A 25,820-nucleotide genomic window follows, 5' to 3' on the forward strand; every position below is an offset into this window, starting at 1 on the left:
GGCGAATCCCCAGCAGCGCCCGAGCCATCCATCAGCCATGAGAGTCCTCTCCGTTAATTGCGGTCTGCCCCGCGAAGTCGACTGGCACGGCCGCACCGTGACCACTTCCATCTACAAGGAGCCAGTCGAGGGCCGCGTCCCGTTGCGTACGCTGAACCTCGATGGCGACCGGCAGTCGGATCTCACGGTCCATGGTGGCAAAGACAAAGCAGTCTATTGCTATCAAATTGAGCATTACCAATACTGGCGAGAGGAACTACCTGGCCGCGCTCTGCCCTTGGGAGTCTTCGGCGAAAACTTCACTGTCGAGGGGCTGCCCTCTGAGCACGATATTTATGTGGGCGATCGGCTCTCGATCGGCAGCGCTGAGGCAGTCGTCACGCAACCACGCCTTCCCTGTTACAAGCTCGGCATCCGGTTTGGAGCAGACACGATGGTTAAGTGGTTTCTCGACGCCGGACGCACGGGATTCTATCTAGCCGTAACCCGCGAGGGCGACGTCGGGGTCGGCGACGAGATCACGCTGCTCGGCAGGGCCCCGAAATCTGTGCCCGTTTCTGAGATCACCCGTCTCTACATCGCGAAGAGATTTAATGATGACGATGCGCTGCAGGTTCGCCATGCGATCAGTGCCGATGCACTGCCGGAAAGCTGGAAACAATACTTCCGTGAAAAGCTGGCGCGCCAGTGATGAATCCAGTGATGAAGCTTCTCGTCGGCGCTCTGAGCCTTGCGATGGCCTCGCTCACCGCGAATTCGCAGAAGTTCGTCTGGCAGCCATCGCCGGGCCACACGCAGATTCCCATATGGCCGGGCAAGGCGCCCGATCCGCAACCGGTCCGCGGCCCTGAGATAGCCGAGCGGGATCCCGCCTCGCTGATTGGCGGCAAACCCGCAACAGGCATCAGCAACGTGACGCGGCCCACAATCACCGTCTACTCGCCGGCAGAAAGGAACACAGGTGCCGCCATCGTCGTCTTTCCTGGAGGCGGATACCAGATGCTGGCCATCGACCTCGAAGGCACCGAGGTCTGCGACTGGCTCGTGCCCAAAGGGATCACCTGCATCCTGCTCAAGTATCGCGTCACCGACGTCGGTCCCTATCCGAAGTCCGGACCCTATCCTGAGTCGCCCATGGCCCTTGAAGATGCGCAGCGAGCCGTTGGACTCGTGCGCTTCCACGCCGCAGATTGGAACATCGATCCACACAAGATTGGAGTGCTTGGCTTCTCAGCCGGCGGCCATTTGGCCGCTGCCATCAGCAATCATTTCGCCCAGCGTTTGTACCCCGCAGTCGACGCGGCCGACAAGTTAAGCTGCCGGCCCGATTTCGCCGTGGCCATCTATCCGGGGCATCTGAACCTGTCCGCCGCGGAGTGGGATGCGCGCCAGGGCACGAAGAAGTTCAGCGCCCTGCATGCGCCCAACGCCGATCGTGAAACGAGCCTCAATCCCGACCTCCATGTCACGAAGGAGACTCCGCCGACGTTTCTGCTGCAGGCCGAAGATGACCGCGTCGACAGCGTCTATGATTCGCTGACCTATTTCCTGGCTCTGAAGAAGGCCGGCGTCCCGGCGGAGTTGCACGTCTACGCACAGGGCAATCACGCCTTCGGTCTGCGGCGGACAAAACTGCCGATCACCGCGTGGCCCGAATTGGTGGAAACATGGCTGAGGACGATCGGTATGGCCGGGACAGTGGGTTCGCCAACCCGCCCCCAGTGAGATCGTAATGTGCCGTACTCATCCGAAGCGCTGGTTCGTCCGCCAGAACTCCGGCCAGCCCTTCTTCGGCGGACCGCAGACGTAAATGTCGGGGTGATCATCGCTCTCTTCGTTGTGAATCCCAAGCGTGTTTCCATTGTGTCCCGCGACTCTACATCCGGTGAACTCGCGATCCACCTGGCGCTGAGACCATCCCACAACGATCAGTGTCGACGGTTGTTGCTGCGGGTAACTGCGCAGGTAGAACGAGTTCGTCAGACTGATGGGCGGCGGTAGTTGATACGCTCCGCCAAGATTCTCAATTGCGCCGGCCTCGCCGTAGTTGCCGGTGAGAATACCGAAGCTCGCGCGCTGCTCAGGGGTGAGGGAATCGCGCGCTGCGGCGATGGCGCGGTTCATGTCATCCCAGCCAAATTCCTCGCGCAGGTCGCTATTGTTTTTCAGGGCGAAGTCGCGCAGTCGGCCATCAGGCGCAATGGGCACGAGAATCGCCAGTAGGAAGGCCCCCATCGCCGCTACGCACGTGAAGTAAGCGGTCGCCACCGTCCGCTGCGCCCACGTGGGGCGGCGCGCCAACCAGCCCTCTGCAGCCGCGCAGCCCATCGCGATCAGGGCGGGATAGGCCTCGGCTACATAGTAGAAGCGGCCCTTATTGACCCAGAAAACGAGCACAGGCACGGCGTACATCCAAGCCAGCACGCGATATCGACTGGATCGCGCAAAGGCGATCAGGCCGGCGATCCAGACAGGCGTGGCGAAGAGATTGGCGTCCAGCAGGAACTGATACTTCCAGTAGCCCTCAGCGCGGCCTTCGCCCACGTCGCGCGCGTGAATGTGTTGCAGGAACGTGTAGGAGATGAAGTCGTGGCGAGCCAGCCAGACAATATTCGGCAGGAATAGCAGAAGCGCCACTCCTACGCCGGCATAGAACCAGGGACTCAGGAACCATCGCCGTGCTCGCGTCAGGGCAAGACCCGCAAGAAGCCCGGCGACGAAAAAGACTGTAGAGTACTTCGTCATCAGGCACAGGCCGATGGCCGCGCCGATGGCGATCCACCAGCGAGGATTTTCCGACTTGAGCAGCCGGATGACGAACCAGCAGACGAGCACCCACCACAGATAAGAGAAGGTCGTGTATTGGAACTCTGTGGCCTCGAAGATCGGCAACCCGGAGAGCCCGACCGTGATGGCAGAGGCAACCTGCGCCAGGCGATTGCCGCCGAGGTCGCGTGCCATCAGCCCACTCACAAAAATGACAATAGCTTGCCCGATCACAGAGGCAAGACGCAGGCCGACGAGCGACACTCCGAACAGGCTCAGGCTCACGCGCTCGATGAAGGGCGTCAGCGGCGGGTAGGCAACGAATCCCCAGTCAAGATGCCGGGCGTCCGAGAGAAACTGCAACTCATCGCGATGGAAGCCATAGCGTCCGTTCGTCAGGACGTGCGCGATCGCAAATACCGCGGCGATGCCGGCAAGCAGAAGGGCGTCGGAACGGCGCTCCTCTGCTGCGGACAACGCGGTCTCGGTAGATTTTGCCGAAGCGAGAGGGAGCATGGGCCGCCTGTGGTTCAGGAGTGACTACGATGCCCGGAGAATATCAGTTCCGAACGCGAGCCTAGGGAAAATGGAAGCCAAGCAACTGCCGGATATCTCGTCCCTAACCCCGTTCAAGAGGCTGCGGCACCTTAACGCTGACCATCCCGGCAGCCGTAGCGGCTTCAATCCCGAGATCCGTGTCCTCGAAAACCAGGCACTCGGCTGGAGGCACGCCAAGGCGCTCTGCAGCCAGCAGAAAGGCGTCTGGCGCAGGCTTGCCGTTCTTGTAGTCCTCGGCGCAGACCAGGGTGTCGAACTTGTCTAGCAGGTTTACCGCGCCAAGTGAAGCCGTGACAGAACTGCGGCGGCTTCCGGAGACCACTGCCATGGGGATGTGCCCATGCTTAGCGTCTATGTGTTCCACGACTTCAGGAATTGGCTGCAGGGTAGGGACGAGCTGATGGTAGAGGGCTTCCTTGCGCGCGGCTAGTTCTTCGACGGGCATTTCCAGCCCCTGCATCTCATTGAGCAGGCGGATGATTTCGCGGATTGGCCGGCCGCCCCAGGCGTAGAAAAGTTCTTCCTCATACTCGGCGCCGTGCTCGGCAAGCGCCTTCTTCCACGCTTTGTAGTGCAGCGGCATGGAGTCAACGATGGTCCCGTCGCAGTCGAAGAGATAGGCGCGGAACGTGCCCGCCGGAAGTTCAAGTCTCATGAAGGAAGTTGATTTCTCCTTCCTTCATCGTATCGCGCTGGAGAGCTTGATCACTTGAGCCCGTGAACGGCAACCGCGTCAGCCGGCGGCGCCGCCTGCGCTTCGACGCCGCCTTCGCCGGGCTTGGTGGGCTCCATGCGCAGCGCATTGTTGAAGCGGTTGAAGTAATTGAATAGCCCAATAGCGCAGAGCAATTCGACGATCTCTCCCTCTGAGTAGAAGGTCCGCAGTTCGGCAAACTGCTCGTCGGTGACCGCGTTGGCGTTGCGCGTGACGGTCTCAGCCAGCCAGAGGGCTGCCTTTTCGGCAGGAGTGAAGTCCTCGCGGCTCTGCCACTCGGCAAGATGCGATAGCTGATCATCCGACCACCCCAGACCGCGCGCAAGCACGGAGTGGCTGGCCAGGCAGTAGGGCGTCTCGTTCACCTGGCTGGTCCTGACGATGATGAGCTCTTTGAGCTTCGTGGAGACCGTCCCGGTCGAGAGAACAGCCGCAAAGTGGTCCTGCATGGTAGCGAAGATCTCGGGCCGGTGCGCCATCACGCGAAACATATTGGGCACATTGCCGCGCTGGGCGAAGACTTTGTCGTAACGAGCGGCAATTTCAGGGGATACGTGGCTGCGGTCCAGGCGGGAAATGCGCGACATGAGGCTCCTTGGCGTTCGAGTCCATTATGGCACCGCGGTCGGAGTTCGGCTCATGCCGCGGGCGCAAGAGCGTGCGGCTGGGAGGGACGACGGATTTTGACCGGGAGGGCAAGGTCTGGTACTTTGGAAGTGGACAATCAAGCGCCAGACACTCCTCAGTAGCTCAATGGCAGAGCATTCGGCTGTTAACCGAAGGGTTGTAGGTTCGAGTCCTACCTGAGGAGCCAATCTTTCAAGCACTTACGACATTCCTTCCTTCAGCGCTTGGTCCAAGTTGGTCCAACTGAGTTTCGACCTTGACGGTTCTCCTCTTCGGAGTCGCGTCGCTGATCGGTGTCACCTTCCCATCAAGAATTGCAGGTTTCCAGTCCGCGAGGATTTCCATCGTGCGGGAGTTCATCGCGTTCAGGACGCTCGTCTCGATCGTCTGTACGTAGACATCGCCCGTCGTGCGGATGCTCGCGTGCCGTAATGCACCCTGCGCATCCTTGAGCGTGCCGTGGTGCTGCAGGTTGGTTCCCAGGGTCCGCCGCATCACTTGAAATGTGATGAGGCTTTCCGGGATTTCCAACTTCTTCGCGATCGGACGAACCCGCCACCGGAGGAAGTTCTTGCCCCACCGTGGTACCGCCTTGCCCTTCCGCTCGCCCCGACCGAAAGTCGGGAACATTAGAGCGTCAGGAGACGGGTCGGGGCTGAGCTTCTTCCATGCTTCGATGACCGGTCGGACTTGCTCCGGAACTCCTATCGGTGCCCGGCTCGACCGGTTTTTCAGTCGACCAGGGTAGAAGCGTCCCTCGAATGCCGTTCCGTGCGGAACCAGTGTTGTACCCGTCCAGGACTTCCATTGAAGCCCGAGAACCTCACTGGATCTTGGCCCACAGAAAATTCCGACGTACATCAGGCACAGATCGTGCAAGTCATGGATCTTCCCGATGAGCTTCAGGATTTGATCCTGCGTCATCACGGGTTTTTCGACTGGTTTGGTCTGCGGCATACTCACGTCTTCTGCGGGATCGGTTGCGAGAAATTTCAGCTTCTTCGCCGTCTGCATGATCGAGCGGATGTTGATGTGGCAGTGGCGAACCACCGACTGCGAATATTTTGTTGCGAGTTTGTTAAGCCAGACTTGGATCTCGAAGGTTCCGAGCTGGTTCAGAGGAATTCGCCCAAAGTGCTCCACCAGATAATGCTTGATCTCGTACGTATTGATCTTCCGGTAGGCCGGGCTCCAGGTACCTTCTCGCATCGGCAGGTATCGCTCTTCGACGAACCATTGAAATGTTGCGGTTTCATCGGGAATGATGCCGGGCGAAGTCTTCGCGGGAATTCCTGTCTCTTTGAGTATCAGCGAATGCAGCATTTGCTCTGCTTTCCACTTCGGCGTACCCGCCTTTGGGCAGAGCGGAACGTTGCGACGCTTTCCAACCTCCTTTCCTTCCTCATTTCGCAAATACACCGTGTATTTGCCGTACCACATTTTCACCTTCTGCCCTCTCGGGTAGACGGTCCCTTTCTGATACTTCATTGCCATGGCTGTTCTCCTATAGCCCGGCACCGTTCCCTGATCGTGGAGAACAATTCAATCATCCACCAAACTAGGAGCGGCGGGAAGAGGGCTGCGTATTAAGTTCGGCCATAAAGATTGCGACGTCAGCAGCTCGATAGCGAAGAAGCTTCCCCAGCTTTACGCCGGGAATGCGGGGTGAACGTCTGGTTGTGTGGTCGCGGATGAAGCGTTCCGATACGCCCAGCTTGGCGGCCACTTGGCGTGCATCGAGCAAGCGATCATCGTCTCGATCTGACGTGGCAAATTCTTCCGTTTCGGATGCGGGTGTGGTGGTTTGCATTGCGGTCCGGGCCGTGGCAGTTGCCATGGTTCACCTCGGGCAAGTCAGCAGATTTGCGTCCGTCGCATATCGAGCGCTGTCGTGCTTCGAGCGCTGGTATCCGACTCTGCAACAAGCCTCCTGTGATCTCGATTCTTTGTCCAAGACTTTGCACCAATAGGACTATTGGTTTTATCTATCGCGATCTCAACTCAGTCGGAACAAGTGGGTACCTGAAGGTGCCCGATTGACAGTCTTGATTCATCCAAGGGACTCTGATTTCGTCGCTGATTTCCACAGGGGCCTGCGCGGTGTGCTTCTGCCAAACCCTCAGCCCAGGAGTTCAAACCTGTGTCGGACCTACTTGAATTCAGGCTTCTCAAGTTCATCGTTGCGATTGCGGAAACGGCCAACTTTACGCGGGCTTCCGAGCGGTTATTCCTCGCCCAGCCAACACTGAGTCAGCAGGTCATTGCGTTGGAAGAAGGGCTCGGAGTTCAGATTTTTGTTCGACGGCGTGAAGGGGTCAGCCTAACGCCCGCCGGGCAAATGCTCTACGCCTATGCGCAGGAGGCGTTGGAACTGCGAGACGAAATCGTAGGTGCAGCACGCGCGATGGATCGAGGCGAAATACCAGTTCTGCGCGTGGGCTTATCGACCTTTATCAATCCTGATTCCGTGCAATCTCTGCAGCAAGCGTATACCCGTCTATTCCCTGATAGCCCCATTCAAATGGCAGGTGGTCATCCGGTTCAACTCCTTCAGAGAATGGAAGAGAAGGCGCTTGACGCTGCAATCCTCCCGCTTCCCGTGACCGGAACAAATTGGGTTGTGTCGCATGTCGCATCCGATCCTCTTGTCGTCTGTATGAGAGCGGATGATCCTTTGGCGTCGAGCCGAGAGGTGCAACCATCCGAGTTGGCTGGTCGGCTGAAGGTATTTCGCGACCCGGAAACTCATCCCGCCGCACACCATCGACTCATGGAAATGCTGCTGGAGATCGGGATTCGACCGGAAGCCTCCTGCCTCGCGGCAACACCGGCGGATATTCAGATGATGGTCCAAAGCCGGTGCGGTTTGGCTCTCGTTGACGAGAGAACTGTACTGCCTTCAGATCTCACGTTGAGGCCAATTGCGGGAGCCAAGTGGACCGCTGACACGGCCTTCGTACATCACGCGAGCGCCAATCATATTGCGCTCTCGATTCTCCTTCGACATCTTCCCAAAGCCAAGCGGACGACCACTCGCAAGATGCCGTTACGCCAGCACCCATTGAAGCCGATCCAGTTGGAACTGATGGCATAACGAGCGGATGCGCTAGTTTTTATGGTTGGTGCATACGGCTGAGTGCGTGGCTCGTGCCCAATGATCGGTAAATTCAAAAATCTGCAGGACCCCCCTAGACGTGCTTGACAATAGTACCGAATGATCGGTACAGTATGATTCAAGTGAGCGTAGGGCCACGGACACTGCCTATGCCAACGGAGAAACATGACCCTCATTCCCCTGCACACGAAGGAAACAGCTCCCGAACAAGCCAAACCGATCCTTGAGCGATATGAGAAGAACATCGGACTGATCCCCAATCTGTTCCGATTGCTCGCGCACAGTCCGGATGCCCTCAAGGGTGTCGCCGACCTGCACGCTGGGCTAGGCAGGAGCCTTGGCGCCAGAACTCGCGAACGCATCCACATCATGACCGCCGAAGTCAATGGGTGCGACTACTGCCTAACAACCCACACATATCTCGCAGGTAAATTCACGAAGCTGACTCCCGAGGACATGGAACTCAATCGGAAGGGCCACTCCACCGACCCGAAAGCCGATGCCGCTTTGCAGTTTGCCTACAAGGTGGCCAAATCGCGGGGCCATATCGAGGCCGCCGATTTCGAAGCCGTACGAGCTGCCGGCTACACCGATGCGCAGATTGTTGACATCGTGGCAGAGATTGCGTTCAGCTTCACAACCAATCTTTTCGATAACACTTTCAAGACCGACTTTGACACCGGGTTTCCTGTACTCCATACCCACTACAACGAGTTGGAAGGCGCAGCAAAGTAAGCGAAGGTGAATCGCCACTTGCTCACGCGCATGCAGGCCCATGTCTGCAGAGTTCCAATGTGGGCGACACGTCCACAGTGCTTCCCAACAGATTCAGGAGATTCCCAATGTCCGCAACGACCACATACAAGACCATCTCTGTCGCCGATCGTCGCAGCGGCTCAACTCTCAACCTCTTCTACCGCGAGGCGGGACCGCAGGACGCGCCCACGATTCTCCTGCTGCATGGATTTCCGAGTTCCAGTCATCAGTATCGCGGCCTTATGGACCGGCTCGCCGGTAAGTACCACGTGATTGCTCCGGACCTGCCGGGTTTTGGCTTCTCAGACGCTCCGCCGGGAGAGACCTTTGGCTACACATTCGACCACCTGGCGGAGATCATGGAAGGCTTCACCGACGCTCTGAACCTCACCCGGTATGCACTGTACGTGTTTGACTACGGCGCACCGGTTGGTTTTCGTCTGGCTGTCTCCCGTCCGGAGCGTGTGGCCGCGCTGATCTCGCAGAATGGCAATGCCTACGAGCAAGGCCTGAGTGATGGCTGGAGTCCAATAAAGGCTTACTGGGAGAAACCAACCGAGGAAAACCGGAACAATCTTCGCGCTTTTTTCCAGGCCGGTACGACGCAGTTTCAATACCACCACGGCGAGGCGGATACCACGCGGATCGCCCCGGAAAGCTACACACTCGACCAGCATTTTCTGGACCGGGCCGGAAATGACGAGATTCAGCTGGATCTGTTTGGCGACTACAAGTCGAACGTTGCCGCCTACCCGAAGTTTCACGAATACTTCCGTACGCATAAGCCAGCCACACTCGCCGTGTGGGGCAAGAACGATCCGTTCTTTCTTCCGGCTGGTGCGGAGGCGTTCCGTCGCGATCTACCCGAGGCTGAGATCCGCTTTGTCGACGCAGGCCACTTCGCGCTCGAAGCCCATCTCGATGAAATTGCGCAGATCGTCGGCGTCTTTCTCGCTCGCACGCTCGACGCCGAACAGGGGAAGGCTCTGTTCGGAGAACTCAACATGAACTCGGTTCCGGTCGGTGGCAAGGATCTGGTTAGAGGGATGGCCGATGTCTTTGGATTCGTGCCTAACCTCGGCTACGCATTGGGCGTGGAACCTGCCGTGCTCGATGTGTACATCAAGATGCTGCAGGCTCTCGGTCAGACCGTGCTCGATCCGATTGCGCAGCAGGTTGCGCTTGGCGCCGCGAGCCATGTAAACGGCGCGGAGTATGCGATTGCAGTTCACGCCACCCTCGCGTCCAAGCTCGGTGCCTCGAAGGAAATCGTAGACACCATCCGGAATGGCGGCTCATTTACCGATCCGAAGTTGGAGGCGGTCCGCAGATTCACCGCGGCGATTGCCTCTAAGAGGACACAGGTTTCTGACAGCGATGTGAAGGCACTCCTCGCGGCTGGCTACGACCGCCGGGCTGCTGTCGCACTGGCGTTGGCTGCGGGCGCCAAAACTCTCGTCAACGCGGTCGCGCACTTGGCACGTCCCTGCCTGGACGAGGGCTTCCAGGCGAAATAGAACATCCCATCGTTGATTGAATGTCTTGGAAAGCGGGCTATCCCTCTCGTCGATCCCAACGATCCCCAACCAAAGGAGCTACGGAGATGAAGATCCTCAAGACGATGTGTCTTGCCGTTATTGGCGTTGCAGGCGTAATCGTGCTGGCCGTTAATGGCCCTATGGCCAGAAGTGCTGAAGCGAAGCAAACAAAAGTGGGAAGCTCCGTCGTTGACGCACGGGGCAGCCTGCATGTCCCAGAGGACTACCGCACCTCTTACCAGTTCCTGGGCAGCTGGGCGCTCCCCGCAGAGACCGGCAAGAGTGTGAAAGAGATCCACAATGTTTATGCTTCTCCCGGCGCGATTGATGCCTATCGAAAGACGGGACATTTCCCGGAAGGCGCGGTGTTGGTCAAAGAAAGATTTCATACCGCCACTCAGCAGATGACACCCGGCACTGTGAGTCACGCCGAAAAGCTCGTCGGCTGGTTCGTGATGGTAAAGGAAAGCAAAAACGTTCATCCTGACAACAAGCTCTGGGGTGACGGCTGGGCCTGGTCCTATTTCGACAGCGCTAATCCGCTAAAGACGACGTCTACCAATTTCAAAGTAGATTGCTTGAACTGCCACCAGCCGGCACACGCCACTGATTACATCTACACCCTCGGATACCCACCACTCGCGCGTGCGCATTAAAGTGCGTGCGCGAGCGGAGGATTGGATGCTGGAGGTAAATCGCATGCGCAAAAAAGCAGTTCTCATCCCAGTCTTGTCTCTCGCTGCCGTCGCACTTGTGGGAGCATCTCTCGCTGCGTCCTTCGATTTGAGCGCGGTGCCGGAGCCGGGGAGGGTCGAAACGACCGTCGCGAACGAGGCCAAGAACTTCCTCGTTCATCGCGAAGCACGAAGATCATCTATCAAAGAACCATCTCTGACTCAAAGCGACTTGGACAATGCCCAAAACGTCTTCGGATCAGAGTGCGCGACTTGTCATGGGAATGATGGGCGCACGCCGACGGATATTGGGCGCGGTTTGTACCCTCGTGCTCCGGATCTGGGAAACGATGAGGTGCAACACTGGTCTGATCCCGAAATGTTCTGGATCATCCGAAATGGACTCCGCCTGACCGGAATGCCGGCATTCGGAAAGCAACTAACGGATCAGGAAACCTGGAGCCTGGTTCGGTACTTGAGAACATTGAGGACTTCGACGCCAAAGTCGTGACCTTTGAGGACGCGACTCGATCGCCTCATTGCTGTAAACTGTGTGGGAAACGAACGTTCTGTACAAAGAGGCGTCCCATGCCTGCAGCTCTGGATGCGAAGGAAAAAGCGGAAATCGTAGATCGCCTGTTCGTCGTCTTTCAAGATCATGGGTATGAAGGGGCATCGCTTGCCGATCTTTCCCGCGCAACTGGGCTGGGGAAATCGAGCCTTTACCATCACTTTCCGGGAGGAAAGGAACAGATGGCCGAGGCGGTTTTGGAGAAGGGCAAGGCGTTTATTCAAGCCGCTGTTGCTGATGTGGCGAAGTCGGCCGAGCCTCTTAAAGCGCGCGTTCGGAGGATCGTTGCGGCACTCGATCAGCTCTACGCGAACGGACGTAATCCTTGCGTTCTAGGCAGACTCGCGGTTTCTGAAATCGGCCCTAAAGGCCGCCAGCTAGCGCACGATATTTTTTCCATCTGGACCGATGGAGTTGCTCACCTTGCTCGCGAGACCGGGATGTCACAAGTCAGGGCTCGCCAATTCGCCGAAGACTGGATCGCGCGCGTGCAGGGATCGCTGATCTTGTACGCAGCAAACGGTGACTGCTCGCCATTCGAGCGAGCGATGAATCAACTCCTGGAACTTGCAAAAGAAAAGCTCCCGCCAGACAAGAGATCTTAGTGATTGCCTTGATCCGGCTCCTCGCGTCGAAAATGATTCGAACCTCCAGGACGTGCAGCTGAAGAGCACTCCCGAGAATCTACGATGGCTTTTCAAGTCCCCTCCACTTTCGAAGATCGCATTGCGGCTCTTCAGTCCATCGAAGAGCTGAAGGGCCTTGCACCAGAAGAATTGGCATGGATCGCTAGCGCCGGGAATGAACGATCGGTGCAAGATGGGGATCTGGTCTTTTCGCAGGGAGCGCCTCCACACCATCTCATCTTTATCCTTGCCGGCGAAGTAACGATTAAACGGCACAGGTCAAGCCCGGTTTCGGTGCTTACCGGCAGAACAGGCCGGATCACCGGGAAGACGCCTTTTTCACGTATCCGAGCATGGAGCGCAGAGGGCCGGGCCTCGGGCAACGTCTGGTTGCTCGAACTTCATGAAACCGCATTCCCAGCGATGCTCACAGCAATTCCGTCGATGACTGAACGAATAGTCAGGCTGCTGATTGATCGCAACCGAGAGTACACAAGGGCCGAAGAACAGATCGGAAAGCTGTCTGCCCTGGGCAAACTGGCGGGCAATCTAGCCCATGAGATGAACAACCCAGCTGCAGCCGCGAGAAGCGCTGCGCTCGCGCTAACTCAGGATACAGATACTGCAGGAAGCGATGTGCGCTATCACCTTGGCCTGAAATGTCCGGACCAGGTTGTTCTCCACTCGTACACCCGTGGACTAGATGTAATCCGATCAAAGATAAAGTTAGGGCATGGTCCAAAAAGCTCCCTTGAAGTGACTGAGCTCGAAGAGTCCATGGCAGATTGGCTCAGAGGAAAGGGCTTCGAGGATGCCTGGAAGTTGGCTCCCATTCTTGCTGAAGCGGGTTTGTCCATCTCTGAGCTCCAAGAATTCTTGGCTCCTGTCGCCGCAGTGCTCTACCCGCTAGCTTTGCAGGACCTTTTCAATACAATCAGCCGAGATGCCGCCATCGCGACAGTGACTCAGGCGACCGGGCGGATCTTTCAGGTTGTTACTGCAGTAAAGAACTATTCCTACATGGATCGACAGGCACTGCAGAAGATCGACCTAGCCAAGGCTCTGGAGGACGTTTTGATGATGTTTCAGCCTCGCTTAATAAATGTGACAATCAAGAAAGAAATCCAGCCGGACCTGCCACTTCTGGAAGGGTATGGGGCTGAATTGAATCAAGCCTTCTTCGCTCTAATTGAGAATAGCCTCGACATCCTGGGGAACCGTGGGCTGCTTACTCTCGCAGTGAAACTCCAAGGAGATGAATTCCTTGTCGAAGTCGGAGATGATGGCCCCGGTATTCCGGAAGATGCTAAGGACCGTGTCTTCGAACCGTTCTTCACAACCAAGCCCTTGGGTTCTGGTTTAGGGCTTGGGTTGGACACCGTCCAGCGTGTCGTAGCCAAGCACTTCGGGACCGTGGCCTTTGACACATCTGCTTCCGGCACAGTCTTCCATGTTCGGCTACCCATCGCACGTGCAGAGATCTACTGAGCCCACACTGATTTCAACGGTAATGAATCATGAACTCTCGTTGAGCGCATCAGCACCGAATCACTCATCTAGCGGAAGCCGAACAGCTCTGCTTTTGGTGGTGAATTGTCGAGCACTTCGTGCGGCCCGATCTTCCGACACGATCTGCTATTGGTCGGAGCAATAGCACTATAGATAAGAAGTCTTGGACGAAATTTCTGTGTGGCATTAACTTCCGAAACATGACGGCGAACAACATTGCCGTCCGGAGGAGCAAATGCCCCAAACATCCCATCCGATTCTCCCGGCCGCAATGAAGCGGGAACGATTCATCTCCAAGCCAACTCACTACCGTCTTGCACGCCTGTTTGTCCCCTACCTATTTGCGGCGGCATTTGCCACCGTAGCCCAAGCCCAGGGAACGATGGACTTCTCTGGCGCGCAAACACTCATGTCAACCTTCAAAACGTTCGCGATGTACGCTGGCGCTGTCATCTGTCTCGGAGGCCTCATCTTTGCGGGAATCCGCATGATGAGCGGTCGGTTCCAAGACGCAATTCCTGGTCTCTTCGGCGCACTGTTCGGCGCCGGAGTGCTCGGATGGGGCGCAGGATGGATCGGGTCTTTGACCGGTCAGTCCATGTGAGGTGCGCCTATGACCAAGCGGGGAGAGCCGTTACCAATCAATCAGGCGCTTAACCGGCCACGAGCCAAGCTCGGATTGGACCTCAGCGCATGGATGGCGATTGTCTTCGTCTGCGTAACGGTTTTCCTCGTTGGGTTTCGTCTCTTGGCGATGATGGCGTTCCCCACGCTCGCAATTGCTGCGTGGCTCATCGTCCGCAAACACCCGAAGATGTTTCAACTCTGGGGCCTGAGCCTCAACCAGAAGTCCTACTATGACCCGCGCAAATACTGAGCACGCCAAATTCGTTCCGTGGTTCGCAAAGGCCGGAGCCGCGTGCAGCATCGTTCCGATTGCACGCTTCATTGGCCCGAATATCTTCGCGATGAAGGGCGGCGGCTACGGATGCCTGTTCACGCTCGCGGGCATCGACGAAGAGAGTCTGACCGATCAGGAACTCGAATCGCGGATGCGTTCGATTGAAGGCGCGTTGCGGGCACTCCCGGAAGATTCGTGCCTGTATCAGTACACCCGCGTGATGTCCGGGTATGAATTGCCCCGGCAAGCGACGTACAGCAATCCTGTCACGCAGGGATTCGTCGATGACCGTCTCGACTTTCTTGAGAAGACCGCAGGGTTCAGACGCATTGACCTTCACTGGTGTTTCACTCTGGAACCGTCCAAGCTGAAAGCCTTCGAGCGTAAGCCGCAAGAGACATCCGTCGACAATTCACGGATGCTTGCGGAGCTTCAGAAGTCGGCAACGATTCTGGAAGGGCATCTCGGCGCAATGCTAGGGATGCGGATGCTGGACAAGAACAGTGCATTTCGGTTCTTTTCCTATCTCTTCAATTTGGAAGAATGGGCGGCTCAGTCACAGCTCCGTGATGACACAGGGATAGACCGCCAGATCGTCGGCAATCCCATCGCCTGGCATAGCGACCATCTCCGCGTCGGGAAACGCTACGTGCAGATGTTCTCGCTCAAGACAACCCCGGACGCTTCCCGGCCCTGTCTCTTCTCCGGATTGCTGACGCTTGATTGCGACAGCGTGCTGTGCTCGACGTGGCGGCCGAAATCAACAGCCGCCGCGCGGCATGAGATCGACGCACAGGAGAAATTCATCTCTTTCTTCAAAGTCGGAGTCTTGGCGCGCGTGATGAGCGGGCGAGATGTGGCCTCCCTCGAAACCGGGGCCGCAGCAAAGGCCGCGAATAGCAGTGTCGATGACCTAAGCCTTGTCATTCGTGAGTTGGATAAGAAGGCACTGGGTGAATATTCCCTACGCCTCCTCGTGGCCTCCAACAGCGCGGAACAACTACGCGCTACCGCGCCCGTCGTGCATCGGATATTTGTCGATGCACGGGCGCAGGTGATCGAAGAGACGCTTGGCAACCTCTGTGCGTTTTATGCCATGTTCCCCGGCAATGGGAAATTCAATGTTTTTCCGATGTGGCTTTCCGAGGAACACCATGCCCGGCTGTCTTCGGTATTTGCGCCATATATCGGCCATCCGCACTCGGAAGATCTCGACTCCGAATATCTCAACGTCTTCGAGACACGCTCACGAACGCCATTCTTTCAGGACGTGTATGTGGACGGAGTGCGCGTCATGCTCATTATCGGGCCTACAGGTTCAGGCAAAAGCGTGATCGGCAATGCGACCGTTGCGTTTGAGCAGAAGTATGAGGGCTTCACCTACATCTTCGACATTGGAGGTAGCTACGAGAGCGTCGTCGAACTGTACGGCGGGCGCGTAGACCGCATCGGCAAAGATGGCCCGCGCGTTGCGCTTTTCGCTCAGGAACCGACCGAGAGCAACATCAAGTTCCTGTACAGCTTTATCAAGCTGCTTCTGACTAACGGCGGCGCAGAGCTGGAGCCGGAAGACGATGATGTGATTCACAAGGCCGTGCAGGATATCTACCTGCTCGACCCCGAGAATCGCCGCCTATCCAATCTCTTCTTGCCCAAGAAGCTCGACCGCTACCTGTCGAAATGGGTTGGAAGGGGCGTGTATAGCGCCATCTTCGACAACGTGGAAGACAGCCTCTCGCTTTCCCGCGTCCAGTGCTTTGACTTCCAGGGCGTGAACAACGTGCAGAATGCTGACCTCATTGAGCCGCTGATGGTGTGGCTGCTCCATCGCATTAACGATGTGCTGTACGATCCCGCGAACCTCGGGGTACCGAAGCACATTCTGATCGAGGAGATTTTCTCTTCAATGAAGAATCGCCAATTGCTCGAAGGTGCTCTCGCTTCTATCAAGACTGCACGCAAGAATCTTGGCGGCGTGACCCTGATAGGGCAGTCGGCGGAAGATCTTGGCAAGAACGCCGATTCCATTGTGAACTCCTGTACTTCCTTTATGTTTCTGAGAGACGCGACGTTCAACCGCAAGCGGTACGCCGAACTGTTCAAGATGACAGAACAGCAACTCGCTCTCTTAGAGAGCTTGCGAGACCGCGAAGCACTCTACATTCGTCGCGACGGGCTCACGAAGGTCGTTTGCTTCAATCTCGACGCACGCAGCTATGCGACGTTTTCCACGAAGCCAAAGGACCGGGTCCGCCGGTCGAAGTTGATCACCAAGTACGGACTCGCCGAGGGCATCACGAGGTTCGCCCAGGGCGAGTCTGCCTAACTGAAAGGACCAGAGAAATGAGAGCACCGATCATTACCTTCATCGCCTGTGGACTTGCATTTGCTGCCACCGCCGCCCTTGCCTCTGGCCCCGGCACTCCCGATGCCAAGCACCTCCAGCCCGATGCGCCGCGCACCATTACCGTGTCCGAGGCGGATACGCCGCCTGTGGTCCGCGCCGGGCTTCTGCAATCGACACTCATCCTGCTCCCTGCCGAAGAGAAGGTAGCGAACGTTTTTGCCGGCGACACGGTGGATTGGGTGTTTGACGGCGGTCATGTCGCCAGTCGCTTCATTAGCATCAAGCCGAAAATCGCAGGTAGCACGACGGACGTTCATATCGTCTCTGACCACGGCAATGAATACACGCTCCAGTTGCGGGAAGTTTCCGGCGACGACGATCCTCACTTCGACTCCAAAATCTTTGTTGCGCCAGGAGACAAAGCCGCGAAGGACAAACTGGCCGAGATGCCTGTCTTCGTGCCTGCCGCTGAACTGGACAAAGTCAAGCAGGAGGCGGCAGTTGCGCAAGCGGCCGAGGCCATCTCGCTGAAAGCGGAAAAGACACAGGAAGAGGCATACCGCAGTCAGTATCCCGCCTCCCTCCACTTTGACTACGCGTGGGATAAATCGAAGGGTAAAAACCTTGGCTTGCAGGAGATATGGCGCGACGACAAGTTCACGTATCTACGCGGGCAGTTTCAGGAGACGCCCGCTCTGTACGAGGTGAAGGACAAAAAGCCGTCGCTGATCAACTTCGATTTCTCGAACGGCCTGTACACGGTTCCGAAGGAGTTGGACAACGGCTATCTCGCCATCGGCAAACAGAAGGTGGAGTTCCATCGCACCGCGGAAGCGAGGTAGCCATGCCGGAGCCGAATCAAAACGTTCCCTTAACCATCCCTGAACAGCCGGAGTCGAAGCCTCCCCTGCGAAAGAGTATGCCGGTCGTTATCGCTCTGATCGTCATCATCGGGCTTATTGGCATCGCCAATGTCTCCAGTTTGTTGAGCGGCAACAAGAAGAGTGCTCCCACGAGTGCATTGCCCATGCGCCCGGCAGCACCGAACGCACAGCAGGTAAACAGCTTCGAGTCGCAGCAACAGTTGCAAGCGCAGCGCGATGCGGAGGCGCGGCAACATCAACAGGAACTTAACGCAGCGCTTCAACAGCTCCAGCAGACCGAAGGCGCGCCCGGTCCAGAAGCCGCGGGCGCACCACCGATGACAACCGCGCAGCGTTCGGCGATCTACGGCGACAGTCCCAATGCCCCACAGCGCACGTCGAATATGTCTCAGGCACAGGCTGAGGCCAAGCAGAAGCAGCTTGCAAAGGAAAAGCAGCAGCAGGATGCAATCAATAGTGACACCGTAGCGATTGACTTCGAGCACAGCAGCACGTCCCCGGCGACGGTGGAGGGCGCGCAAGGGACGGCTGCTACCGCAGCCGGCGGCCCGGCTCCTTCAAAGCCTGTCAACGCAGAGGCCAAGACGGACAACAAAGGCAACGCGATGTCCGGGTATGACTTCGATGCCTATGATGGCCGCCTGTACCGCATCTTCGAGGGAACGGTGCTTGAGGGTGTCGTGACCAATCACATTGATGGAGGTTTCAGCGGCCCCATCATGGTTTCGCTCACAACCGACCTCTACTCCCATGACCACCAGCGGCTTCTCTTGCCGCAAGGCACGCGCCTCCTGGGCGATGTGCAGAGCGTCGGCAACGTCCAACAGCGCAAGATGTTCGTGACCTTCCATCGCGCTATCTGCCCTGATGGATTTTCGCTGGAGTTCGCCAAGTACATCGGCCTCGATCAGATCGGGACGACCGGCCTTGCCACGAAGGTGGACCACGGTTATTTACAGGCGTTCGCCGCCGCCGCCGCTATTGGTGGATTAGGAGGCCTGGCACAGATCGGGAATGGTGGCAGCGTTCTTGACCCTTCGGTACAGATTCGGAACGGGATCTCCGAGCAGTTGGCCGTCGAAGGGGAGCAGGTGTTGAATCACTTCCTCAATCGCCTGCCAATCATCACGCTCAAGGAAGGTTCACGTGCTCGCGTTTACATCGGCACGGACTTGTTGATTCCTGCCTACGCGGAACATCGCGTCGATCCGACGTTATAGAGAGGAGCGTTGCGATGAATGACCGTTATGGGCATCTGCTTCTGCTTCATCGCTTGTATCAGGTCTCCGGGACTATCGGTGCAATCGTGCTCCTTCTGCTTCTTGGGACAGCCACAGGAAGAAGCACGCTTGTGCGGCTCTACCTTCAGTCCGACGAGGCGATTACGAACGCAGAGCATATTCACGCATTTTCTATGGACAGGCTCGACCCTACCTGCCCGCAGTGCATGTAGTTCAACCCAACCACAGGAGGCTTTATGAAAGTCACACTGACCAACCGCCGTAAATGGCTTGTCGGGGCAGGCACGGCATTGCTCCTCACCGCGACGCCCGGCTTCGCTCTGTTCGGAATGGGGGATATTGTCTTTGACCCCACCAGCTACGGCAGTCTCGTCTCGCAGCTGACAACGCTTCAGACGCAGTACAACATGCTGAAGAACAACATCATTCATTTCTCAGCAAAGCAACAGTGGCAGACAACGCTTCATGCTCTCGACAATGTGAACGTTGCGAACATGTTTGGTGAAACAGCAGGCATGAGCATCGCGCTCAACACCAACTCATCGTCGGCGTCGAGCACGGCATGGAAGGCCGCTACCGTCGCGTTGAACGGCAGTTTGCCTACCTACGTTGCGAGCCAGTCCCTCGGCGGCTCTCGTACCTCACAACTTGCCTTGATTGAGACCTCTGATTCTGTCTCTCCGGACTGTCTCACCGCGGTGGGGCAGTACCGCAGCGACAGAAGCAGTAACATCACGGCCAACAATTCGCTGCTGGCGCAGCAATTCGATGGCAGTGATGGCACAAACAGTGAAGTCCAGCAGCTCAATCTACTAAACGCGGCGGAAGCGCAGAAGGCCGCCGAGATGCAGTCTCAGGGCAGGTTGCAAGCCTGTCTAGCGTCACAAATGACGCTTGCCAATATGGAGCGTCGCAACGCCCATGTCGAAGACCTAAACACCGCCGTCTTCGTCCAGCAGCAGCGTTCAGCCAATGACACCAGCGCATCCAATGAGGGTAGGACCTGGAGTACCTATCTGCCATAAGGGAGGTGTCAATGCTGAAAGCGATCAATACAAAAATCCTGCTCGCCATCCTAGCAGCTCTCACCGCTATCGGAGGCGCAATTACCTACCAGCGGCATGAGGCGGCGAAAGCCGCCGCTGCCGCTGCCAAAGCCGCAGCCATCCTTCAGCAACAGCAGAAGGAGTCCGAAGAACGGAAGGCCGAAGATGAGGCGTTTCGCCGGCGTGTCGAGGCGGACAAGAAGAAGCACAATTCCGCTGCCGCAAAAGAGGGTAAGACCTGGCAGAAGTACATTCCTTAAATGTCACCGAGGGGAGGGGCGATATGGTTTCCGTGGCTCTGTTAGCGCAAGCACTTCCGAGCGCGAGTTCCGGCGTCGACTGGCTCTATCAGTTCACCAACAATCTCACCAATCTGACGACGCAGAACGGTGGTGCGCTTACGCAGCTTGGGCTCACGGAACTGGCTTGCATCTCGCTCTTCACTCTCATCAGCATGGTCGTGAATTGGAATACCCAGACCATGACACTGCGTTTTCACGCACAGCCCATCCATGCGGGTGATTTGGTGAACTTCTTGGTTCGGCTCACCGTCTGCTGCCTGCTCGAAAATTATTGGGTGAATCCGTTCCCCGGTGCAACCTTCGGTATCAACCACTTCTTTTCATATATAGCTCAGGCAATGGTTGCGGCCTTCGATCAGAACGCGCTCGACAACTTGCTCCAGCTACTCAAGACCGCTGGTGACAATACCGCGATGCCGTCGCTCGTGGCCCCGGTGCAAATCCTTTGCTATTTCGTCGTGCAAGGGCTACTCGGCATCGCGTCCGCCATCCTATTTGTGATCAACTGCAGCGCGTTCATCCTCTATGGCGTGACGGCGCTATTCGGCCCGATCTTTGTTCCGTTGTTGATGACGAAGACTTTCCGCGCGAAGTTCTTTCACTTCCTCGATGTGCTAATCAGCTTTGCCATGATTCGTGCCGTAGCAGCCGCCTTCATCTTCGTATGGGGCGGGTTCATGAATGGCTTCATCCAGCAGACGTTCAATGGAAATTATTCGATCGAGATGTGGCTTGCCAACCTGATTCCGTGCATCATGGTATTCGTCGCCTTCATTGTGAACATGCTCTTTATCCCGAGCATGACGCAAGCGATCTTTGGTGGGGCGGCGGGAATGGCTGAAAGTATCACGAAAGTCGTCGGCACGGCGTCGTCCTTGGGGATGACAGCAGGAGGAGGCTAGAGTCTATGTTCCGCTTCGCATTGCAAGTCGCGTTCATTCGTCGCGTACTTCAGGCGCGGATCATCAGGCTCATGCTTCTACTTGTATTCCTCGGCGCAATTGCCGCCGGGGCCGTTTACACCTTCGTGATTCTTCAAGCGGTAACGCAAAGGAGCCATTCTCCCCATGTCCACCCAAACAGCAGTCAATGAGCAACCGATCTTGACGCCGGAGCAATCCTTGCTTACGGATCAGATTGGCAACGAGGTGTATGCCTCACATTATGCCGAACGAAGGGCCTATCGGCTGATCCTCACCTGCGGCACAGTTCTGCTTTGCGGCTCCATGTGGCTGAACTTATCCTTGGCCCGTCGCCCACTCGTAAACAGGTATATCCGCATCGACGAAATGGGCCGCGCCCAGGCCATCCAATACAGCGATTTGAACTACAGCCCGCGCGAGGGCGAGATTCGGACGTACATAACCGACTGGGCAAATTACCGCTACACGATTGGGCGCGATACCATAGCCAAGAAATACCCGCTCAACTACTACTTTCTGTCCGGGAACCTCGCCTCGCAGCTGATGACCGATGACAACCAGAATCATCTGGTCTCGCAGGTCGTGGGCGGCCAGATCGAGCAGAGTGATGTCGAGGTGAAGAACGTCACCATTACCTCGATGTCGCAGGAGACAGTGCAGGGTGCTTTGATGGCCCGGGGAACGGCGCTGCTGGCTCTGGATAGGCTCTACTCGCCAAGCCACTCGCGGGAGCCGAGAACGGAGCATTGGATGCTCAGTCTGACCTACTACCTGAATCCCAAACAGGTCAGCGATCAAGCCAAAATCTACCCGCAATATGAGTTCATAAACCCGCTGGGCCTTACGATTACAGAGTTCCACGAAAATCGCGTCTCGGTCGATCCGATTGCACCCGGCGCTTCGGCTCCGGCCACTACCGGGAGTGCTTCGACAACAGCAGGAGCACTGCGATGAGCTTTGAACTGATATTGCCGTTCTTTCCCGACGAACTGCGGTCACTCTTACTGGACACGTCCATCTCGGATTTGATGATTAACGGGACAACCGGCATCTATGCGGATCGTGGCGGCGTGATCGAAAAGATCACCCTCTCCACGCCCTATACAAACGACCGCTTGCAGGCCGCAATCGAACGTGTCGCCCGCATCCTTGGACAAGACCTCACCAGCCAGAATCCAATCCTCAATACACGGCTGCCCGACGGCTCCCGCGTAGCTGTTGTAGGGTCTCCATCTTCTATCAATGGACCGACGTTCACTGTCAGAAAATTCAATCGCTGGTTCACGTCCGATGAACTCATTAAGTCCGGCAGTCTTCCAGAGCAGATTCGTGACACCGTGATCGGCTTTATCGCAGGGCGAAAGAATGGCATTATCAGCGGCGGGACCGGTTCGGGTAAGACGACTCTGATGAAGGCTCTGCTTGATCATGTCCCTCTGCATGAACGGCTCATCGTTATCGAGCAACCGGCCGAGTTGAAGCTGACCCATCCAAACGCCGTCAGGTGGGAGGCGGTCGATGCGATTCCCGGCCAAGTTGCTGTGACTCAGAGCCAACTTGTAGCCGCTGCTATGCGCCATCGTCCCGACCGCATCATCATGGGCGAGGTCCGCGACGAGTGCGGCTATGACCTCCTACAAGCAATGAATACGGGACATGGTGGAACACTCTCCACGATTCACGCGAAGAGCGCATGGGACGCGCTGAATCGTCTTTCTGACCTTGCCCTGAGTGCCCGTGCCAATCTTAACCACTCATTCATCCGTTCCGAGACGGCAGAGGCTATCGACTTCGTCCTGTACTGCGAGCGCGATCATGCGGGCAGACGCAGGGTACGCGAGCTTATTGCCGTGAAGGGGTACAGCCACGCGGAACAATCCTTCGAGACAGAGCAACTCTATCTGGCTTCCTCTGCGCTAGCGGTGGCATGAAACGCGGATGGAATCAAAATCGTTATGGTGCTTCACACAGACAAATCGGAGCCACATCTTTCGATCAGAAGGTGTGCGCTTGAGCATGACGCAGACCAGCTAAAGAAATTCGGGTTCAGCGCCCAATTGCGGCTCTTCGCGGAAATCCTGGTGGGAGTGAGCGAACCGCGGTTGCCGGTTCATGGCATCGCCAGAATGCGCGCTTGGAGGATTGTTCAGGCGGGTGTCTCCGGTATGTATCCCGCCTTCTGCATGGTCATTGCTTCGGGGTCAATCCGACGCCCGGCGGCAGGCTCGTTCTTCTGCTTCGGCTTCCACCCCACCACGCAACAAGCGCGTGCCGAGGCCTCGGTGTTGCGCCGCCTTCGGTTACGGTTTCCGTCCGTGACGGACCCTCCGTAAATGCAGAACTTCGGCCTTGGGAGTCGGACCCACTCGCTGGGCTTCGCCAGGTGTGACCCGAGCAGATCGGGAATCTCAAAACGGAGACACAATCATGTACCTGAACAAAGTAATCCTAATGGGCTTTCTCGGCGGCGATGCAGTTCTTCGCACCGGCAAAAGCGACAAGCAGTTCACCACACTCTCCCTTGCAACCAAGGAGTCCCGCAAGGACAAAGAGAGCGGCAAGTATAACGAGCGCACCGAATGGCATAACCTCATCGTCTTCGGCAAGCTGGCCGAGTTCGCTGGCAAGCTCAAGAAGGGCGCTCACATCCAGATCGAGGGAAAGATTCAGCATTCTGAATATAAGGGTGTGAAGACCGACACAATCCGGGTGACATCCATCCTCAAGCTAGACCGCGCAGAGCGGGTTGCCGCAGAGGAAGAGTTCGATGAAAGCTCCGAAGAGGACGTGGCCGCGTAGGTCCATTTCCCCGCGCAAGAAGCCCGGCGCAAGCCGGGCTTCTTTACTGCCAAAGGTCCACACAATCTTTCTCGCGAGAGGTGCCGCTATGAGTCAAATCGCTACCCGTTTCCTGAGACGCTGCTTTGCTCCCGAAGAGACCGTTGCAATCCTGCTTCGCAACCAGGATGCCGCAGTCCCCATGCAGCGTGTCGTGCGATTGGAGCAGGCTCTTGAAACCCGATACATGGCGTGGCTCTCATTTCAAAACCAACATGGTCGCAACAATATCTATATCGCTGCGAATCCACTTCGTCCTGGCAGCCGGAAGCGCACCAAAGAGTGCATCGCTTTAGTCCGGCATTTGTACCTCGATATCGACGAAGAAGGGGATGCTCGTCTCGCTGCACTCCGGGCTTCGGAGTTGGTTCCGCCGCCGACCTCCATTCTCTCAACATCGCCCAGCAAGTATCAGGTGCTCTGGCGCGTCGAAAGCTTTAACTTTGTGCAGCAGGAACGGATGCTCAAGTTGCTCGCTATCGCCTTCGGGGGCGATCCCGCTTGCACCGATTGCAACCGCGTCCTGCGTATCCCTGGCTTTCTGAACCGGAAGTATGATCCGGCCCACGGAGTCACGGTCGAACATCCCGACGATTCCATCTGGACTCCCGATGACTTCCATCTGGACGCAGGCGTAGTCAATGCGCTGCTTGTTGCGCGGGAGATTTCACCCAGCAAGTCTCAATCGAAACATAGCAATTCGGAGAACGATTGGGCGTGGGTTTCCCACGAGCTTGCCCATGGTAAAGACGCCGCGAAGCTGACCCGGGAGCTGGCTTCACGCCGCTCTGACAAACCCAATCCGCTGTACTATGCGCAGCGTACCGTGGATGTTGCTTCGGCCCGTCTTTGGCTAATAGAAGGCATCCGCTTCGACGACGTCATTACGATGCTCGAATCACGCCGTCGCTTCGAATTTCCCGCCGCACTTTGTTCCGCTCGTGCGCGGGAAATTGCGGCCACGGCAGAAGGCATGATCGCCCGTAGAAAGTCCGCTTGATTTCAGCCCAAAAGGAGAACCCAATGCCACTACTCGAAATAACCCAAACTCGCCACGTCAGCGCCTCGATTCGTCTCACCGATTCGACGGCTTTGTTGGTCGATCAGTACGCCGCCTTTATCAAAGCTCCGGCAGACAATGTCGTCGAGGAATCGCTGAAACATGTCTTCGCCAAGGACCGCGATTTTCAGGAGTATTTGAAGTCGCCACAAGCGCAACGGATTACGCCCACGCTTCGGGTGCGTCGAGGCAATGCCAATGATGGCGCGGAAGCTACGACGAAAAAGCCGGTTTCCGTGGCTCCAATGGCACCCCAAACAGCGGCAGTTGCGGCGGGATTGAAGGCATGATCCTCCATCTACATCCTTGGCAGTACGTAAGCGGTGCTGCGCACCGGGTGTATCTCGACACTCCACCCCTCACAGGGTCGTGCTGGGTGCACTTAGGTGCACCTGTTTAGAACCAGCCACATAGCAAATTCGGGTGCACCTGGGTGCACCTGAGATTTCGAGGTATTTTATGGCGATTCTCGATACAGAAAATGCCGCAATTTTCGAAGACGGCAGCGCGGCTAACCGGGTATGCCCTGTGACTGTAAAACTCACCCAGGACGAGCATCGTGAGGTCACAGAACATGCGGAGGGATTGGGACAGGCCCGAAGTGAATGGATGCGGGACGTGATTCTTCGTGAGCTGCGAGGCAGATCGGCCGATCCACTCTTGGAGGAAGTCGTGGGCATACGTCTCCTGCTCATCAATGTTCTCCGCCCGCTCGCGAGTGGACAGCAGATGCCTTCGGAAGCGTTCGACAAGCTGCTTGAACTGATCGGTACCCGAAAGGTGGAGATCATCCAGAAGATGGTCTCCGCAGGGAGGAGCTAAA

General features: G+C 57.0%; 29 protein-coding genes and 1 tRNA gene. 25 read left to right on the top strand and 5 right to left on the bottom strand.

Going from position 1 to position 25,820, the window contains the following annotated elements:
- Positions 1-37 precede the first annotated feature (37 nt).
- Both MOP44_RS14445 and MOP44_RS14450 read left to right on the top strand, forming a co-directional pair.
- Positions 38-691 carry an MOSC domain-containing protein gene (locus MOP44_RS14445; protein WP_260790671.1) on the top strand — a complete coding sequence of 218 codons (654 nt, stop codon included), beginning with the start codon at positions 38-40 and terminating at the stop codon, positions 689-691.
- A gap of 11 nt (positions 692-702) precedes the next feature.
- Positions 703-1,725, top strand: coding sequence for an alpha/beta hydrolase (locus MOP44_RS14450; protein WP_260790672.1), 1,023 nt, complete (start codon positions 703-705; stop codon positions 1,723-1,725).
- 18 nt (positions 1,726-1,743) lie between these two features.
- Here the strand turns inward: MOP44_RS14450 and MOP44_RS14455 are convergent, their stop codons facing one another.
- The 3 genes from MOP44_RS14455 to MOP44_RS14465 all read right to left on the bottom strand — a co-directional run bounded on the left by MOP44_RS14455 (position 1,744) and on the right by MOP44_RS14465 (position 4,626).
- On the bottom strand, positions 1,744-3,243 hold the full coding sequence (locus MOP44_RS14455; RefSeq protein ID WP_260790673.1) for a glycosyltransferase family 39 protein: 1,500 nt from the start codon (positions 3,241-3,243) through the stop codon (positions 1,744-1,746).
- A 142-nt stretch (positions 3,244-3,385) separates the two neighbouring features.
- Positions 3,386-3,979, bottom strand: coding sequence for an HAD family hydrolase (locus MOP44_RS14460; protein ID WP_260790674.1), 594 nt, complete (start codon positions 3,977-3,979; stop codon positions 3,386-3,388).
- Between the two features lie 50 nt (positions 3,980-4,029).
- Entirely contained in the window at positions 4,030-4,626 is a 597-nt protein-coding gene (locus tag MOP44_RS14465) for a carboxymuconolactone decarboxylase family protein (RefSeq protein WP_260790675.1), read from the bottom strand.
- A gap of 152 nt (positions 4,627-4,778) precedes the next feature.
- On the opposite strand from MOP44_RS14465, the gene MOP44_RS14470 reads away from it, so the two are divergent.
- A tRNA-Asn gene (locus MOP44_RS14470) sits at positions 4,779-4,853 on the top strand.
- Between the two features lie 5 nt (positions 4,854-4,858).
- Here the strand turns inward: MOP44_RS14470 and MOP44_RS14475 are convergent.
- Positions 4,859-6,160, bottom strand: coding sequence for a tyrosine-type recombinase/integrase (locus MOP44_RS14475; protein ID WP_260790676.1), 1,302 nt, complete (start codon positions 6,158-6,160; stop codon positions 4,859-4,861).
- A 64-nt stretch (positions 6,161-6,224) separates the two neighbouring features.
- Complete coding sequence (locus MOP44_RS14480; protein WP_260790677.1) at positions 6,225-6,503, bottom strand: helix-turn-helix domain-containing protein; 279 nt, start codon at positions 6,501-6,503, stop codon at positions 6,225-6,227.
- Between the two features lie 303 nt (positions 6,504-6,806).
- On the opposite strand from MOP44_RS14480, the gene MOP44_RS14485 reads away from it, so the two are divergent.
- The 22 genes from MOP44_RS14485 to MOP44_RS14585 all read left to right on the top strand — a co-directional run bounded on the left by MOP44_RS14485 (position 6,807) and on the right by MOP44_RS14585 (position 25,819).
- Complete coding sequence (locus tag MOP44_RS14485; RefSeq protein WP_260790678.1) at positions 6,807-7,760, top strand: LysR family transcriptional regulator; 954 nt, start codon at positions 6,807-6,809, stop codon at positions 7,758-7,760.
- 186 nt (positions 7,761-7,946) lie between these two features.
- Positions 7,947-8,516 (top strand): carboxymuconolactone decarboxylase family protein, encoded by a 570-nt coding sequence (locus MOP44_RS14490; RefSeq protein WP_260790679.1) that lies wholly within the window; start codon positions 7,947-7,949, stop codon positions 8,514-8,516.
- A gap of 107 nt (positions 8,517-8,623) precedes the next feature.
- Entirely contained in the window at positions 8,624-10,054 is a 1,431-nt protein-coding gene (locus MOP44_RS14495; RefSeq protein WP_260790680.1) for an alpha/beta fold hydrolase, read from the top strand.
- A gap of 86 nt (positions 10,055-10,140) precedes the next feature.
- Positions 10,141-10,731, top strand: a complete 591-nt coding sequence (locus MOP44_RS14500; protein ID WP_260790682.1) for a cytochrome P460 family protein — start codon at positions 10,141-10,143, stop codon at positions 10,729-10,731.
- A 43-nt stretch (positions 10,732-10,774) separates the two neighbouring features.
- Positions 10,775-11,260 carry a c-type cytochrome gene (locus MOP44_RS28085; RefSeq protein WP_390905435.1) on the top strand — a complete coding sequence of 162 codons (486 nt, stop codon included), beginning with the start codon at positions 10,775-10,777 and terminating at the stop codon, positions 11,258-11,260.
- 77 nt (positions 11,261-11,337) lie between these two features.
- Positions 11,338-11,925 (top strand): TetR/AcrR family transcriptional regulator, encoded by a 588-nt coding sequence (locus MOP44_RS14505; RefSeq protein WP_260790684.1) that lies wholly within the window; start codon positions 11,338-11,340, stop codon positions 11,923-11,925.
- 84 nt (positions 11,926-12,009) lie between these two features.
- Positions 12,010-13,434 (top strand): sensor histidine kinase, encoded by a 1,425-nt coding sequence (locus MOP44_RS14510; protein ID WP_260790685.1) that lies wholly within the window; start codon positions 12,010-12,012, stop codon positions 13,432-13,434.
- A 292-nt stretch (positions 13,435-13,726) separates the two neighbouring features.
- Positions 13,727-14,059: a hypothetical protein gene (locus MOP44_RS14515; RefSeq protein ID WP_260796650.1), complete on the top strand. Its 333-nt coding sequence runs from the start codon at positions 13,727-13,729 to the stop codon at positions 14,057-14,059.
- A 9-nt stretch (positions 14,060-14,068) separates the two neighbouring features.
- A complete protein-coding gene (locus MOP44_RS14520) occupies positions 14,069-14,332 on the top strand; it encodes a VirB3 family type IV secretion system protein (RefSeq protein WP_260790686.1) in 264 nt (87 codons plus the stop codon).
- Positions 14,313-16,682: a VirB4 family type IV secretion system protein gene (locus MOP44_RS14525; protein WP_260790688.1), complete on the top strand. Its 2,370-nt coding sequence runs from the start codon at positions 14,313-14,315 to the stop codon at positions 16,680-16,682. Before MOP44_RS14520 ends, MOP44_RS14525 begins: the two co-directional genes overlap by 20 nt.
- A gap of 17 nt (positions 16,683-16,699) precedes the next feature.
- The gene (locus tag MOP44_RS14530) at positions 16,700-17,545 is read left to right on the top strand and encodes a TrbG/VirB9 family P-type conjugative transfer protein (protein ID WP_260790690.1); all 846 of its coding nucleotides are present in this window, start codon (positions 16,700-16,702) and stop codon (positions 17,543-17,545) included.
- 2 nt (positions 17,546-17,547) lie between these two features.
- Entirely contained in the window at positions 17,548-18,807 is a 1,260-nt protein-coding gene (locus MOP44_RS14535; RefSeq protein ID WP_260790692.1) for a TrbI/VirB10 family protein, read from the top strand.
- A gap of 14 nt (positions 18,808-18,821) precedes the next feature.
- A complete protein-coding gene (locus tag MOP44_RS14540) occupies positions 18,822-19,040 on the top strand; it encodes a hypothetical protein (RefSeq protein WP_260790694.1) in 219 nt (72 codons plus the stop codon).
- Between the two features lie 24 nt (positions 19,041-19,064).
- Entirely contained in the window at positions 19,065-19,853 is a 789-nt protein-coding gene (locus tag MOP44_RS14545; protein ID WP_260790696.1) for a hypothetical protein, read from the top strand.
- 11 nt (positions 19,854-19,864) lie between these two features.
- Positions 19,865-20,134 (top strand): hypothetical protein, encoded by a 270-nt coding sequence (locus MOP44_RS14550; RefSeq protein ID WP_260790698.1) that lies wholly within the window; start codon positions 19,865-19,867, stop codon positions 20,132-20,134.
- A 23-nt stretch (positions 20,135-20,157) separates the two neighbouring features.
- Entirely contained in the window at positions 20,158-21,078 is a 921-nt protein-coding gene (locus MOP44_RS14555) for a type IV secretion system protein (protein ID WP_260790700.1), read from the top strand.
- Positions 21,079-21,243: 165 nt separating this feature from the next.
- On the top strand, positions 21,244-22,053 hold the full coding sequence (locus tag MOP44_RS14560) for a VirB8/TrbF family protein (protein WP_260790702.1): 810 nt from the start codon (positions 21,244-21,246) through the stop codon (positions 22,051-22,053).
- Entirely contained in the window at positions 22,050-23,030 is a 981-nt protein-coding gene (locus MOP44_RS14565; protein WP_260790704.1) for a CpaF family protein, read from the top strand. Before MOP44_RS14560 ends, MOP44_RS14565 begins: the two co-directional genes overlap by 4 nt.
- A 496-nt stretch (positions 23,031-23,526) precedes the next feature.
- Positions 23,527-23,898, top strand: a complete 372-nt coding sequence (locus tag MOP44_RS14570) for a single-stranded DNA-binding protein (RefSeq protein WP_260790706.1) — start codon at positions 23,527-23,529, stop codon at positions 23,896-23,898.
- A 181-nt stretch (positions 23,899-24,079) separates the two neighbouring features.
- Positions 24,080-24,937: a RepB family DNA primase gene (locus tag MOP44_RS14575; protein ID WP_390905436.1), complete on the top strand. Its 858-nt coding sequence runs from the start codon at positions 24,080-24,082 to the stop codon at positions 24,935-24,937.
- A complete protein-coding gene (locus tag MOP44_RS14580; protein ID WP_260790708.1) occupies positions 24,934-25,287 on the top strand; it encodes a hypothetical protein in 354 nt (117 codons plus the stop codon). The genes MOP44_RS14575 and MOP44_RS14580 overlap by 4 nt, the downstream gene beginning before the upstream one ends.
- Positions 25,288-25,456: 169 nt before the next feature.
- On the top strand, positions 25,457-25,819 hold the full coding sequence (locus MOP44_RS14585; protein WP_260790710.1) for a hypothetical protein: 363 nt from the start codon (positions 25,457-25,459) through the stop codon (positions 25,817-25,819).
- Position 25,820: the final 1 nt, after the last annotated feature.

Origin of the sequence: Occallatibacter riparius, assembly GCF_025264625.1 — a bacterium.
Lineage (GTDB): Bacteria > Acidobacteriota > Terriglobia > Terriglobales > Acidobacteriaceae > Telmatobacter > Telmatobacter riparius.